This window comes from Clostridium sp. MCC353 (assembly GCF_018785315.1).
Classification (GTDB): Bacteria; Bacillota; Clostridia; order Lachnospirales; family Lachnospiraceae; genus CHH4-2.
In genome coordinates this window covers 41,406-54,859 of record NZ_WQPN01000003.1, presented here as the reverse complement: position 1 = coordinate 54,859, position 13,454 = coordinate 41,406, and the positions used below count along the sequence as shown (strand labels likewise).

The 13,454-nt window shown below is 48.3% G+C and carries 12 protein-coding genes; 6 read left to right on the top strand and 6 right to left on the bottom strand.

The window, feature by feature from the left end; genetic code table 11:
• Positions 1-5: 5 nt before the first annotated feature.
• Complete coding sequence (locus tag GPL15_RS00415) at positions 6-434, top strand: flavodoxin (protein WP_215695045.1); 429 nt, start codon at positions 6-8, stop codon at positions 432-434.
• Here the strand turns inward: GPL15_RS00415 and GPL15_RS00410 are convergent.
• The 6 genes from GPL15_RS00410 to GPL15_RS00385 all read right to left on the bottom strand — a co-directional run bounded on the left by GPL15_RS00410 (position 428) and on the right by GPL15_RS00385 (position 6,449).
• The gene (locus GPL15_RS00410) at positions 428-1,825 is read right to left on the bottom strand and encodes a CotH kinase family protein (protein ID WP_215695044.1); all 1,398 of its coding nucleotides are present in this window, start codon (positions 1,823-1,825) and stop codon (positions 428-430) included. The two genes, GPL15_RS00415 and GPL15_RS00410, sit on opposite strands and share 7 nt — an antisense overlap.
• 4 nt (positions 1,826-1,829) lie before the next feature.
• Complete coding sequence (locus tag GPL15_RS00405) at positions 1,830-2,507, bottom strand: DUF4956 domain-containing protein (protein WP_215695043.1); 678 nt, start codon at positions 2,505-2,507, stop codon at positions 1,830-1,832.
• Positions 2,508-2,525: 18 nt separating this feature from the next.
• Complete coding sequence (locus GPL15_RS00400) at positions 2,526-3,281, bottom strand: polyphosphate polymerase domain-containing protein (protein WP_346344872.1); 756 nt, start codon at positions 3,279-3,281, stop codon at positions 2,526-2,528.
• On the bottom strand, positions 3,214-4,419 hold the full coding sequence (locus GPL15_RS00395) for a hypothetical protein (RefSeq protein ID WP_215695042.1): 1,206 nt from the start codon (positions 4,417-4,419) through the stop codon (positions 3,214-3,216). The genes GPL15_RS00400 and GPL15_RS00395 overlap by 68 nt, the downstream gene beginning before the upstream one ends.
• Before the next feature lie 138 nt (positions 4,420-4,557).
• Positions 4,558-5,724, bottom strand: coding sequence for a hypothetical protein (locus tag GPL15_RS00390; protein WP_215695041.1), 1,167 nt, complete (start codon positions 5,722-5,724; stop codon positions 4,558-4,560).
• The gene (locus GPL15_RS00385; RefSeq protein WP_215695040.1) at positions 5,721-6,449 is read right to left on the bottom strand and encodes a sigma-70 family RNA polymerase sigma factor; all 729 of its coding nucleotides are present in this window, start codon (positions 6,447-6,449) and stop codon (positions 5,721-5,723) included. The genes GPL15_RS00390 and GPL15_RS00385 overlap by 4 nt, the downstream gene beginning before the upstream one ends.
• A 622-nt stretch (positions 6,450-7,071) precedes the next feature.
• Between GPL15_RS00385 and GPL15_RS00380 the strand changes: the two genes are divergently transcribed.
• From GPL15_RS00380 to GPL15_RS00360, 5 genes are all read left to right on the top strand, one after another.
• Positions 7,072-8,724, top strand: a complete 1,653-nt coding sequence (locus GPL15_RS00380; protein ID WP_215695039.1) for a leucine-rich repeat domain-containing protein — start codon at positions 7,072-7,074, stop codon at positions 8,722-8,724.
• Positions 8,725-8,966: 242 nt separating this feature from the next.
• On the top strand, positions 8,967-9,569 hold the full coding sequence (locus tag GPL15_RS00375) for a MerR family transcriptional regulator (protein ID WP_215695038.1): 603 nt from the start codon (positions 8,967-8,969) through the stop codon (positions 9,567-9,569).
• A gap of 277 nt (positions 9,570-9,846) precedes the next feature.
• Positions 9,847-11,019, top strand: a complete 1,173-nt coding sequence (locus GPL15_RS00370; protein ID WP_215695037.1) for an iron-containing alcohol dehydrogenase — start codon at positions 9,847-9,849, stop codon at positions 11,017-11,019.
• 30 nt (positions 11,020-11,049) lie between these two features.
• A complete protein-coding gene (locus tag GPL15_RS00365) occupies positions 11,050-12,429 on the top strand; it encodes an anion permease (RefSeq protein ID WP_215695036.1) in 1,380 nt (459 codons plus the stop codon).
• 291 nt (positions 12,430-12,720) lie between these two features.
• On the top strand, positions 12,721-13,452 hold the full coding sequence (locus tag GPL15_RS00360; RefSeq protein ID WP_215695035.1) for a GntR family transcriptional regulator: 732 nt from the start codon (positions 12,721-12,723) through the stop codon (positions 13,450-13,452).
• The last annotated feature ends 2 nt before the right edge of the window (positions 13,453-13,454 follow it).

Below are 13,454 nucleotides of genomic sequence, written 5' to 3'. Positions count from 1 at the left end.
AAAGGATGAAAGAAGTATATGTGGTTTATTGGAGTGGAACGGGAAACACCGCAGCCATGGCAGAAGCGGTGGGAGAAGGAATCGAGGCAGGAGGAGCGGCGGCAAAAGTGGTATCCGTCGGCGAAGTGAGCCCGGAAGTATTGAAAGAAGCAGAATGTTTTGCACTGGGATGCCCCTCCATGGGCGCTGAACAGTTGGAGGAAGGAGAAATGGAACCGTTCGTATCCGGGGTGGAAGGTTTTGCTTCCGGGAAAAAGATCGGTCTATTCGGCTCTTACGGATGGGGAGACGGAGAATGGATGAGGGAATGGGCTTCCCGGATGGAGGGCGCGGGAGCCCAAATTGCAGGAGGAGAAGGCGTCATTGCCAATGAGGCGCCGGATGAAGAAGCGTTGGATGCGCTCAGGAAACTTGGGATGGAACTGGCTCAGTGATCTTTTAAGTCTGCAATTTCCCCCATGTGTGGAATCCATACGGAGGAGGCGTCCACTAAACTGCTCTTGTCCTCCATCTGTCCCCTGATGGTGGAAGGAATGGTTCCCGTCAGTTGTCCGCGGATGCTTTCAGCTCTCAAAAGACAGAAGTTTGTGATGGTGTCAACGGCCAGCAGATAATCTTCGTATGAACAGAAAGCAGTGGGATCTTTTTTTACATAAGGCGCGATCATTTCATCCGTCTGCCGGACAAAATCACGGAAATATCCGCTTTCAAAATATAGGGAAACCAGTTGGCCTAAATTTTCGTGGTATCGGGCAAAGTATGCATTGTTTTTCATCAAATTATGGTAAAGAGGGCGGCGGCGCATGATGTCGCCGGAAGCCGGGGTGTTGATCGGGCTGTTTACATAGAGGGTGGAATTGTTAACCGGATCAGGCATTCCCAGGGAGTAGGTGGCAAAAGCCAGATTATAATCCCAGGGCAGGATGCTGATAATCCCGTCTTCCTCATAGAGGAAATAATTATGGCCGGTTCTGCCCAGATAACTGTCCATATTCACCACGAACACCTGCACGGCGAAATAGCGGAGCACTTCTTCCACATTCACCGCATTTTCCAAATTTTCGCCGGTGGAAAGGGTTTTCAGGGATTGGATCAGCCGCATTTTATCCGAATCGGTTATATCAAATTTAGCGTGGCGGAAGATGTTGTCATAGTTTCCGAAATCATCGCCGGTGTAGCAAAGGGCTACATCGGCATTTTCGTCGTTCAGTGACTTGTAGTCCGGCTTGTAGAGCAGTCCGAAATCATTGCCGAAGTTTCGCTTTGCAAATGCTTCTTCCGGTTCTTCGATGGCCAGGAACAGCCCCCAGTCTTCCCCGTTGACGGTTACCCAGGTATAACTGCGAAGAGGCGTTGGTACTTCCATGGATTCCATCATATCGTAAGTGATCCAGGTTTTCATATAGCTGTTGTCCTGGAAGGAGGAGTCCAACGAAAATTTATCCAGGCCGTAATAGCTGTTAAAGGTGTAATGGTCAAATTCAACTTTCAGGCTGTAGCGGTCCAAGCCGTATTTTTTAGTCAGACGACGGGAGTTATTGCCCTTGATCCTCAGCCCGATATTGGAAAATGCTTCGCCGTCAATCACAACCGTACAGGGGCTGTAGGTCTCTTCATCAGCGGTTTCCAGAAAGCTTTCCCAATCTTCAATTACGATATCCACAGTATGAACCCTGGATTTATCAAACAGCCGCGTCTCATAGCCCGGTGCGGCTGAGGCGGGAACCAGGCCAAATGACTGTCCGTTGATGAATAAAATGGTCAGAATCAGGGCCACTGCCGCCGCCGCAATGCAGATGCGGTCAATGTATTGGTGTTTCAGCATGGGATCAGCTCATGTAATCGCCGTTATAGGATACCATGACCGTATGGCTGACACCGGGCAGTTCAGCCAGAACGTTGATGAAACCGGTATCGGCATCCTTCAGGCGCACTTCATAATTCAGTTCAATACAGTGAGGGGCCACGCTTTTGCTCTTTAAACAGAGCCCGGCTACCCGGCCGGATATGAATTCTCTTGCATTCTCTTCATTTTCCGCAGTTTTGCAGTGAACCACAAGAATATATGGTTTTTCAAACCCTTTGTACCGGGAGAACATCAGCAGAACCAGGCCGATCAGCAGGCTTCCGAACACGGCGAGAGGGATGAAGCCGGCCGCCAGTACGATTCCCGCCGCAATGGCCCAGAACAGGAATGCAATATCCGACGGGTCTTTGATGGCAGTGCGGAACCGGACAATGGACAGGGCGCCCACCATACCCAGGGACAGGATGACATTGCTGGTGACAGCCAGGATGAGCAGGGCCGTAATCATGGTCAGTGCGATCAGGGTGACGCCGAAGCTGGCGGAATACATGACCCCGGCATAGGATTTTTTATAAATAAAGAAGATAAACAGGCCGGTTAAAAAGGCCAGAACCAGGGCTAATACCATGTCCAGCACGGAGATGGCGGATACATTTTCCAGGAAGCTGGATTTGAAAATGTCTTGAAAATTGAAGGGCATAATCGTTCTCCTATGTGTTTAATCGTATTGCCGGCATACGGCGTATTTGGAAAAAGCGGCCGCGCGGCGGTTGGGGGTCTGTACAGCCATACGGACGATTTCCGGCAGAAATGCATCGTATTTTACTTCCAGAACCGAGAGGGTTTGGGATACATCAGCATAATGGAGGCTGGGGGAAAGGAAACAGGTGCTGGTGAGGCCGGTTCTCAGCCTGCGGTCAATGGTGACGCGCACATTTCCCGGCTCATACAAAAATGCCTCCCGGTCATAGCAGACTATGGTTTTTGGTGAAAGGAGCTGCCCTTTCATCTTGCTGTATAATTCTATCAATAAAGGTTCGCCGCTTTCCAACAGAAATCCGGTATGGCCTTCGAGAAGCCGCTGGGTCTGTTCTTTCGTGATCCTTGCGCTGTATTTGCCGCAGAGACCGTTGATTTTTATCTTTTTTTCCAGACGGATGAAAGAGGTGTCATCATTATAATATCTGAGGCGGAATTTCTCCCGGCAGTTGACACCGTCGATTTTCTGGCGCAGGGCCTTGTCGTAAGGGGTGTCAAAATACAGGCTGTTCACACGGTAGATACCGTGTGAATCAGCATTTCCATCATGCCGGAACAATTTTCCCAGCCGTTTACAGGTTTCATAATCATCCAGGGCATTGATGCTGTATTTCAGTTCGTGCCGCAGCTTCTGGGGACGTTTCTCTTTAATCGTCATAGTCGCTGCCGCCGTCATAATTGCTGCCGCCGTCGTCGTATCCGCTGTTTCCGTCATTGTAATTGCTGTTTCCTCCGTAGTTGCTGGAACCGTTATCATAACTGCTGTTTCCGTCGTTATAGTCGGTGACGCCGTCGTTATTAGGGCCGTAGTCGGTGTCGTTGTAGTCAGTGACGCCATCGTTGCTGGGGCCGTAGTCGGTGTCGTTGTAGTCAGTTATGCCGTCGTTGTTGGGGCCGTAGTCGGTGTCGTTGTAGTCAGTTATGCCGTCGTTGTTGGGGCCGTAGTCAGTGTCGTTGTAGTCGGTAACACCATCGTTGTTAGGGCCGTAGTTGGTGTCGTTGTAATCGGTGACACCATCGTTGTTAGGGCCGTAGTCAGTGTCGTTGTAATCGGTGACACCATCATTGTTAGAGCCATAGTCGGTGTCGTTGTAATCGGTGACACCATCGTTGTTAGGGCCGTAGTCGGTGTTGTTGTAGTCGGTGACGCCGTCATTGTTGGAGCCGTAGTCAGTGTCGTTGTAGTCGGTGACGCCGTCATTGTTGGGGCCGTAATCGGTGTCGTTGTAGTCGGTAACGCCGTCATTGTTAGGGCCGTAGTCAGTGTCGTTGTAGTCTGTGATGCCGTCATTGTTAGGGCCGTAGTCGGTGTCGTTGTAGTCGGTGACGCCGTCGTTGTCAGGGCCGTAATCGGTGTCGGCATAATCCGTAATTCCGTAGTCGCTTTCCCCTTTAACATCAACGGGGCTGTGCCAATTATTGCTGTTTACGCAGTAGCGGACTTCGGAGACAACTTCATCCAGAAATTCGTTGTGGGGCAGTTTAGAGCCGGATTCGATTTCAATCGTGATCTGCCTTTTTTGTCCATCAATTTCTTCCACAAAATAACCCGCTTCACCAATGGCTGTTACCAGTTCGGCGACAACCTGGCGGCAGGCTTTGCCCTCATATCCGGAATAGTCGTTCAGAAGTTTGCTTCCGTCGTCATTACGGCCTTCCACCCGGGTTACATTACCGTCCTTATCATAGGCCACCGTAATTTCAGGGTTAACGCTGAGGTGGAGGACACCGCCGGAAGCCAGTTCCGTACCGGTGGAAACAGGTACATTAGTCCGGCTGTTGCAGCCGGTCAGGCCGGCCACGCTCATCATCAGAGACAGGGAAAAAGCTAAAATAGATTTGGATTTAATCATGTTCATTCTCCTTCAATATTATTTATCATTTGTTGAATTTCATCTTACATTTATAGATTACGGATGTGTTTTGGATAAAATGGGGTCGAAAGGAAAATTTTTCAATTAATTTTTATTTTTCTCGATTTTCTCCACATTTCAATCGTAATCCGATTGGCCGTCGTAACCGGAATCCTGATCGTCCGGTTCCTCATAATCCGACCAAGCGTCATCACAAATACCTGCGCTGCCGGGATGGTAACCAGGCTGGACGCTGTTATCAGGCTGGCTGTTATAGCCGCTGTCTCCTATATCAGGGTCAGCCGCAGGAGGCTGGTAATCTGATAGGCCATTTTCGTTGTTATCCGGTTCGCCATATGGAATATCCTGAGTACCGTAATCCGTCTCTCCGTCGTCAAAGTCCTCGTTTTCATAGCCGCTGTCGCCGGAACCGCCGCTGTCATAGCCGTTGCCGCCGGAACCGCCGCTGTCATAGCCGCTGTCGCCGGAACCGCCGCTGTCATAGCCGCTGTCGCCGGAACCGCCGCTGTCATAGCCGCTGTCGCCGGAACCGCTGCCATCATAGCCGCTGTCACCGGAACCGCCGCTGTCTCCAAAACTGCCGCCGTCATATCCGGTTCCCCCGGCCGCTTTGCTGCCGGAAGAATCGGTATCTCCATAATCGGATTCTTCATAGATGTTTTCACTGGGGGAAACCGGGATGGTGACTTTACGGTTCTCTGAATGTGTGTCGGTAATTTCTACTGTTACGGTCAGTTTTTCAGCCAAATGACCATTTAGATGACTGGTCAGTGAATCGCTGCGGCTGACCACCCACTGATCATCCTTTGAATCCAGGGTCAGGGTAATTTGTCCCCCTTCATGGAGATACCCCATATCAATGGATCTGTCCACCAACTGATCCATGACCATATCAAGATCCTTTTTCCGGTAAGTGTAACCGGCGATCAATTCTTTGCCGTCATCATTGACGCCTTCCAGCCCCACTACCACATCTTTCCGGTTCACATCGATGCGGACTTCCGGGTTGATGGACATAAAGAGGGACGCGTGCGTCATGTGATCCATATGGAACATGGAGCCGGCCGCAATAGTCAGGCAAGCCGCTGCCGCGGCCAGAGAACGCATCCATTTATGGGATCGTTTCTTCACCTGTCCGGCCTGTTGTTCCGGGACGTTCATTTCTATAACATCCGTTACGGTCTGGCCGACTTCATAGTTTAAATTTGCCACTTTCAGGAATCGGCCGTTTTCATCCAGAACTACGGCATAACTTAAATGGCATTCCATTACCATGCATTTCATACAGGTCCGCCTCCTTTCCTATTCAGAATGTGCATTAGATGCCCGCGTATGATCTCAAATCCATTTGTCTGGATGAGAAGCATGGCTAATATGTACTTTCTGTGGCGTTCCAAAGTTTTCCGCTCACAGCCGGATCCCAAAGCCAGCCGGGCCATGGGAAGTTTTTTTGTTCTCAGCAGTTCCTCCAGCAATGACCGGTTCCCGGCGGCGTAACGAATTGCGGCAGAGCAGGTTTCCAAGGTGCGTTCCTGACGGGGGGAATTGTCAGCCACATCGGAAAAGCTGATGCCAAAGGCGGACATGACGGACGCCAGTTCTGCAATTTCCTGCTTCGTCGCCTCCAAATTGGCTGATTCTTCAAAATGATCCTTTTCGTCCGCCAGTTCCTCCAGCAGAGGCCGGTCTTCTTCAACGCCTTCAGCATTGAGCGAGATATGGCCCTGATGCCGGGATTCTTTGCGCTGATAGTCGATGAGACGGCTGCGGATTGTCATGGAAGCATAGTTCAGAAAAGAACCTCTGTCTTTGGCATACCCTAAAACCGCCTCGTGAAAAGCGATCATGGCAATGCTGTATTCATCATTTTGATCTGTACAGGGGCGGGAAAGGAACTTGGATGCTTCGCTGCGGATGAAGGGGATATATGCCCGGATCAAATCATCGGCCTTTTGCATATCCCTTTTGGCTGCATAGACCGCTTTTATGATCTGATGCTCTTTTTGCATGTTTTTTCTCCTTTTCATATATAGATTACGGATGATAATTTATAAAACCGGGGTCGTATGGGAAATATTAAAAAAAAATTGAACGGCTGAACCGGGATTAAAATTGCGTTAAGCCGGATTTTTTAAAGAACCACGATTCTGAACAACCCATTTACTGCATAAAATTCCAATTTTAATCCTACAGGAAAAGACCGGATGCTGAAATCAGAGTTCCATTAAATCTTTGTTAAAACCATGTTAAATCTATACTATCCTATTGAATGACAGGCAGCAGCCGGTTGTAGTCTCGTGGCTATCCCAATGGGCGTGGTTCATAATTTTCGTGGATATCCTGATTTAACTTGTAACCGTTCAGGCGGCCCATTTTCCAGCCGTCTGAACGGTTAGTTCAAATTCCATATTAGTCATTCCATTCTTTACATGCTATTTTTTGTGAGATATAATAAAAATCAATAGAAAAACAGATCATTTTCTGAAATAGCAGGAGGAATATCGGTTGAATGCAGTATGGATGACTGCTTTTTACCAACGAGTTTATGACGGAGCATAAGCTTGTATATGCGGGGCATAAGTTGAAATTACGTCCGCATTCTACGTAAAAAACTCCGTGATGGAGGAAGGTATGAGAAAATTTAAAATTGCCGTTGCTGTGGGATTGGCTGTATCCCTGATTTTAAGCGGGTGCAGCGGCGGGAGTGGGAAAATACAGGATAAGGAAGATCAGAAGAAGGAATCCACCGAAGAACGGGAAATGGATACAAGCCGAGAAAGCGTCCAACCGTCCGACGAAAAAGACCCGAAAGGGTTAAAGGATGTTCTGCAGGGGGCATTTGGAAAAGCTGAGAAAGATACTCCCGGAAAAATAGAGGTGATTCAGTATGATACAAGCTGGTATTCTCTGGATTTGGACAGTAAGACCGCAGCGCTGATCCATATGGAAAAACCGGTAATTCCCCGGACGGTGGAGTATGAAGGGACAGAATATCCGGTGACGGAGATCGGTGATTACGGTGCGTGCTATGAGCAGATGAATGCGATAACGGGAGCGGTTAATCCTTATGGAATTTTAGGAAGCATTGAAGGCGTTTTAGAGATACCGGATACGGTTGAGAGAATAGGAGATCATGCATTTGAATACCAGGGTGCAATGACTGGAGTAATAATTCCCGAAAGTGTAAAGAGTATTGGAAATTTTGCGTTTTTTTCATGCAGCCAGTTGAAAACCATAGAGCTGCCGGATGCGGTGGAAACCATTGGCGGCGCGGCTTTTATAGATACCTTGTGGGAACAGGAGCAGGAAGGGGATGTGTTTATCTGGAAAGATACGCTGGTTCAGTGTCTGCCTGCTTTTGACAGAACCAGTTATGAGATTCCGCCCGAGGCGGCAGTCATCGGCCAGTATGCTTTTTTCTATGGGGATTCCCTGGAACAGGTGACAATCCCGGATACGGTAAAGGAGATTGGAGCCATGGCATTTGCAGGATGCGGTAATCTGGCTGATATCCAAATTTCCGATCAGGTGGAACGGATCGGAGGCCAGGCTTTTGCTTTGACAGAATGGGCAGGAAACCAGGATCAGAGTGAATTTGTGTGGAAAGGGCAGTTTGTACAATTGGACCAGCCCTCTTATCTATCCGGCGGAAACCTCCTGGACTACTATAAGATCCCGGATGGGGTGACGGAAATCAGCAGTTATGCGTTTGCTCCTCTGATATATGAAGGGATTTCTTCTCATTTGCTGGAGACCATCGAGATTTCGGAGAGCGTAACCACAATTGGGGATTATGCATTTTACGGCTGTGGCTGCAAGGACATGAAACTTCCTGATTCACTGAGGCGCATAGGAGATTATGCCTTTGCCCGGATGGTTCCGGGATTAAGGGCAGGCCCCGGGAATTTAAGAACTGAGAACTGGAAACTGCCGGATGGAGTCAGGGAGATTGGAAGATATGCATTTTCTGAAGACTACTGGCTGAACTCCATTAAGCTGCCGGAAAGTCTGGAATCCATCAGCCCGGATGCATTTTCCTGTTATCCCTTGGGGAATCTGGGGTATGGGGAAACGGTGAGGAGCAGGAATATCGTAATGAATAATGAGGTTACTTTTCCAAGCAGTGATTATGAGGCCATGCGTGAAATGCTGTTTGAGGAATATTTAGACCGGTTTCCCAATGAATTGTCTGTAAGGGTTCCGGAAAGCAGAAAAGAGTATTATGAGAAGCTGTTTGAAGGAAGAAGCAGGCTGGATGTGGAGATCGAAATTGAATCATATTGAGCCTTTTTTAATCAAGGGGGGCGGTAATGGGTGACAGTAAAGGGTGAAGGCATTTTCGAAAATGCCTTCACCCTTTATGTTAAAATTCCGCCACTGCATTACCGCCCCCAGTTGCCACATTCCAATAGATATACTATAATTGATATTAAAGTAACAATTTTTTATGCTAAATAATCAAGAGTAGAAAGAGTTCAGAAAGAGTTCAGAAAGCGCTCAGGAAGAACTCAGAAAGTGGGGGCGGCATGAAAGAAAGCGGGCCAAGGCAGGACCGGGAAGAGGTCTGGAAGGAAATACTGAAGTACAAAAAGGATTATATCGATTTCGTGGGAGAAAGGAATGAATGGGACGCCACGCCACGGTATACGGTTAAGGAACTGGCGAAACTTATTGAAATATCAGAGCACACCGTAAGATATTACGACAAGGAACACATTTTTCCATTTGTGTCCCGGGACGCCAATAACATCAGGCATTTTTCCATGGCCGACGCCTTTTTTGGGCGGGCGGTGAAATGTTTAAGGAGCGTGGGCCTTCCCATAGAAGAATGCCGGGAATTCGTTTTACTCACCCTGATGGGGGATATCACCGTGTCACAGAGGGCAAAACTGATGCGGGAGCAGGAAGAAAAGCTGATTCACCAGATTGAGGAATTAAAAAAGGAATTGAGGGATATCCAGTATAAAAAGATGTTCTTTGATTCTGTGGAAGTCCCCATTATGGAAGAAATCGAAGCGGGTACGTTCCGTGAGAAGGGGAGAACCACCCTGAAGGAATCCAGGATTTTCATCCAGAAGAAAATGTACGAAGACGGGCTGATCCCGGAAATTAAAATTGATATTGTTTAGATTTGGTGTTTCGTTTGACTATTTCGAACTTTTATTTCGATTAATGCAGTTTAACTGTCTGCGGGCGTTTTTTGTGCATCGGCTGTGGGAATTTGACAGTTCCCGGCCAATGTACAAAATCCGCCTTTTTGTTTTCCCATTTTTTGTGCGAGTATAATTTCGAAAATAAAAAATAAACCCCTTGACTGAGAGTAACTCTCAAGTGTTTTAATGAGGTTAGATTGATAATTATTTTACAAAAAAGAAGGAGGGAAATCTGCTCAGGCAGAGAAACAGTATGAACAATTTTGAATTTCAACTGGCAACAAGAATCCATTTTGGAAAAGGCGGGGTGAAAAACTCCCTGGCTAAAGAAATACTTCCATACGGGAAGAAAATTTTGTTTGTGTTCGATGAGATTCCGGCGAAGGCTTCCGGTCTCTACGAGGAAGTGCATGAGGTGTGCAGGGAAAATGGAATCGAAGTTACGGAATTTACGGGAATTGAACCCAATCCCCGCCATACCACGGTCAACAGAGGGGCGGAGCTGTTGAGAAAATGCGGCGCGGACTGCATCGTGGCGGCCGGCGGCGGCAGCACCATTGACTGCGCCAAGGCCATCAGTTTTGCGGTTTATCACGATGGGGATGTCTGGGATTTTTATGAGCACAAGGTGGAGATCGGGCAGGTAAAACCTGTAATTGCCATTCCAACCCTGGCGGCTTCCGGGGCGGAGGTATCTTTCAGCTCTGTGGTCAGCAATATGGAAAAGAAGAAAAAGATCGGGCTGAGAAATGATAAGGAACGGCCGGTGGCGGCTATTTTAGACCCATCTTATACATTTTCGGTGCCGAAATTCCATACGGCCTGCGGGATTGTGGATATTATGAGCCATACATATGAAAGTTATTTCGACAATTACCCGCTGTGCATGCAGGATGGATTTTCCGAGGGAATCCAGAAGACATGCGTGGATAACGGACGGAAAGTGATGATGTTTCCCGAAGATTACGACGCCAGGGCCCAGCTCATGTGGGCGGCGGTGATGTCCATTTCCCATCTGACCTCTTATGGCAGAGGGCCTCTGTACTCACCGATCCATATGCTGGATCACATGGTGGGCGCCTATTACGACATCGTGCATGGAGCCGGAATTGCCATCTTATCGATTGCCTGGTTTAAATACTGTCTGAGCGATAAGACCGCGTCCAGGTTCGCCCGCTGGGGGAAACATGTCTGGGATATAGACGGAAACCAGAGCGACTATGCCATCGCTTCCCAGGCCATCCAGGCATTTGAGGACTTCTGTGAAGAGCTGGGCCTGCCCACCAGGTTATCCCAGGTGAATGTGCCGAAAGAAGCGGTGAAAGACATCGCCCATGATCTCTACGGTACAGTGCCCTGTGATAAATGGTACAGGCCGGTGGAGAGCGAACAGGAACTGGCGGCAGTATTGAGCCTGGCATTTTAAATGAGATTAATCAAAAAGGGGATTGTTACGATGAAAAATCAATGGAATAGCGCTTATGTGAAAAAATGGATCATTGCTGTGGGACTGCCCGTTTTAATTCTGCTGATTCCGGCTACGGAGACATTTACACCGGTGCTGCGCATGTATCTGGCCATTACGCTTTGGAGTATTATGGCCTTTGCATTTGAACTGTTAAATAATATGGCAACTTCGCTGCTGCTGCTGTTTGGCTATGGATTTACGGGCGTTTGCAGCATGGCTGTGCCGCTGTCCGTGTTTTCCACGGAAAGCGTATGGATTACCCTGTGCGCCCTGGCTCTGGTGACCTTGATCCAGAAGACCCATATTCTGGAACGTTTGGCTTATACTTTGAGTGAGAAAGTAGGGGGTTCCTACGCGGGCATCGTGTATGCAGTGGCCGTATTTTCACTGTTGGCCCGTCTCCTTCTGCAGGGGGCTTTGGCCGGAGTGGCGGCCCTGGCGGTGGCCTACGGGATCAGCAATGCTTTGGGATACGGAAAGAGCAAGGCTTCAGCGGGCATCCTGCTGACCAGCGCATTTGTGTATCTGGACAGCAATTATTTCCTCTATTCACCGGACTATATCGCGGTGGCCTATAACGGGGCAAATGAAGTGACTGAGATTTCCACCAACTATATGAACTTTTTCCTAGACAATGCGGTCCATATCATACCGCTGGTGCTGTCTGTGGCAGCGACTGCCTGGATCTGCAAACCGGAAGGAAAGCTGGGAGAAGTCAGCTTTTTTAAAGAGAGATTGAAAGAACTGGGAAAATGGGAAGCCGCCGAAAAGAGAATGCTCTGTATTCTCCTGGCTCTCACAGTCTATCTGTTCACCAGCCGCTGGCATGGGCTGGGAATGGTATACGGGTTTGTGGCCGCGCTGGCGTTAGCATTTGTTCCCGGCATGGAATTGGGGGATAAAAGCGACCTGGGGAAAATCAACTGGGGAGCCTGGCTGTTCGTGGGGGCCTGCATGAGTATTGGAGTTGTGGGCGCAAAGGCTGGTTTCGGCACATTTATTTCCGGCCTGGCCCTGCCGTATATGAAGGGCATGACCAATATTCCGTTTATGGCCGTAAGCTATCTGCTGGCAGTTGTGCTGAATTTCATCATGACTCCGGCGGCAATTTTAAGTTTATTAGGGGCCCCGCTGGCTCAAATCTGCGTGGATTACGGCCTGAGCGTGCAGGCGGCCATTCACATGATCTACCAGGGAGGATCCCAGTTGATCTTCTGCTATGAAGCCAGCCTTTATATGATCGCATTTTCTTTTGGGTTGATGAAGACCAAGGATGTGGCGAAGGTTATGTCTTTAAAGTTTGTGATTCAGACCATAGGGACATTTACGATTGGGCTTTTGTGGTGGAAGCTGCGAGGGGTGATTTGATTTTTTGTTATCACTGTACGGCTGGTTAAAAAGAATAGGAAAGAATAAAGCCGTCGCTTGTAATAAGCGGCGGTTTTTTGTGCATTGTTTAGCTGGAGCGGCTTGGATGGCTGATTTTAACATGGCATATTTTCCGCGAATAAAAAGCCAAGTTATCAGATAAAATAGCTAAAAGTACAATATAAACCATAAATATCTACAAAAATATACAAATTATCTAAAAATACCCTTGACATGGCATGGCACAAATGGTATATTTTAGCTATTCAAATACATAAAAGGGGCCATGTTATGAAAGAGGACAAAAAATTTGTAGCATCCTATAAGCTGATCAAAGATGACATCGTTGCGGACATTCTCAGCGGTATCTATGAAAAGGGTTCCCGCATTCAGAGCCAGAACTATTACTCCAATAAATTCCAGGTGAGCCGCACCACGGTGCGCAATGCATTTTACCAGTTGGAGGAGCGGGGGGTTTTAGAAAGCGTAAAAGGCAAGGGAACCTTTGTGAAGAACGTGGATTTTTTAGAAAAGAAGGAAGTGAATAAGCTCTATGATCCGGAGGCGGAACGGACCAGGCTGAAACCGTCGCCCACCTTCCATGTGGTCAGGATCGGAGAAGAGCGGGCGGACCACAGGCTGGCCCGGCAGCTTGGCATCAGTGAAGGCGATCCGGTGGTCTGCCTGGAGAGGGTCAGAATGGTGGATCAGATCGCGGGAAATTATCAGATCAGCTATATCAATAAAAAGCTGGTGGAGAACATTGACTTCCAGAGTGAGGACATGGAAAAGGGATCCCTTTACCAGGTGTTAATCAATAAGGCGGGGCTGATTCCCCAGTATTCCGATGAGATGATCCGGGCGGTCGCCTGCCCCGGACACATTTCCCAGTATTTTTATATCAAGAAGGATGATCCGATCCTTTTAATTTCCAGGACTACCTACACCCTGGAAGGAATCGTGATGGAATTCTGCCTGGATTATGAATGCACGGATGTGAATGGATTGAAGATACGGAGGTAATA

What these genes read in the sequence shown, in the direction of transcription:
- GPL15_RS00415 (WP_215695045.1), top strand. Translation starts at nt 6, where the DNA reads ATGAAAGAAGTATATGTGGTTTATTGGAGTGGAACGGGAAACACCGCA.
- GPL15_RS00410 (WP_215695044.1), bottom strand. Translation starts at nt 1,825, where the DNA reads ATGCTGAAACACCAATACATTGACCGCATCTGCATTGCGGCGGCGGCA.
- GPL15_RS00405 (WP_215695043.1), bottom strand. Translation starts at nt 2,507, where the DNA reads ATGCCCTTCAATTTTCAAGACATTTTCAAATCCAGCTTCCTGGAAAAT.
- GPL15_RS00400 (WP_346344872.1), bottom strand. Translation starts at nt 3,281, where the DNA reads ATGACGGAAACAGCGGATACGACGACGGCGGCAGCAATTATGACGGCG.
- GPL15_RS00395 (WP_215695042.1), bottom strand. Translation starts at nt 4,419, where the DNA reads ATGATTAAATCCAAATCTATTTTAGCTTTTTCCCTGTCTCTGATGATG.
- GPL15_RS00390 (WP_215695041.1), bottom strand. Translation starts at nt 5,724, where the DNA reads ATGAAATGCATGGTAATGGAATGCCATTTAAGTTATGCCGTAGTTCTG.
- GPL15_RS00385 (WP_215695040.1), bottom strand. Translation starts at nt 6,449, where the DNA reads ATGCAAAAAGAGCATCAGATCATAAAAGCGGTCTATGCAGCCAAAAGG.
- GPL15_RS00380 (WP_215695039.1), top strand. Translation starts at nt 7,072, where the DNA reads ATGAGAAAATTTAAAATTGCCGTTGCTGTGGGATTGGCTGTATCCCTG.
- GPL15_RS00375 (WP_215695038.1), top strand. Translation starts at nt 8,967, where the DNA reads ATGAAAGAAAGCGGGCCAAGGCAGGACCGGGAAGAGGTCTGGAAGGAA.
- GPL15_RS00370 (WP_215695037.1), top strand. Translation starts at nt 9,847, where the DNA reads ATGAACAATTTTGAATTTCAACTGGCAACAAGAATCCATTTTGGAAAA.
- GPL15_RS00365 (WP_215695036.1), top strand. Translation starts at nt 11,050, where the DNA reads ATGAAAAATCAATGGAATAGCGCTTATGTGAAAAAATGGATCATTGCT.
- GPL15_RS00360 (WP_215695035.1), top strand. Translation starts at nt 12,721, where the DNA reads ATGAAAGAGGACAAAAAATTTGTAGCATCCTATAAGCTGATCAAAGAT.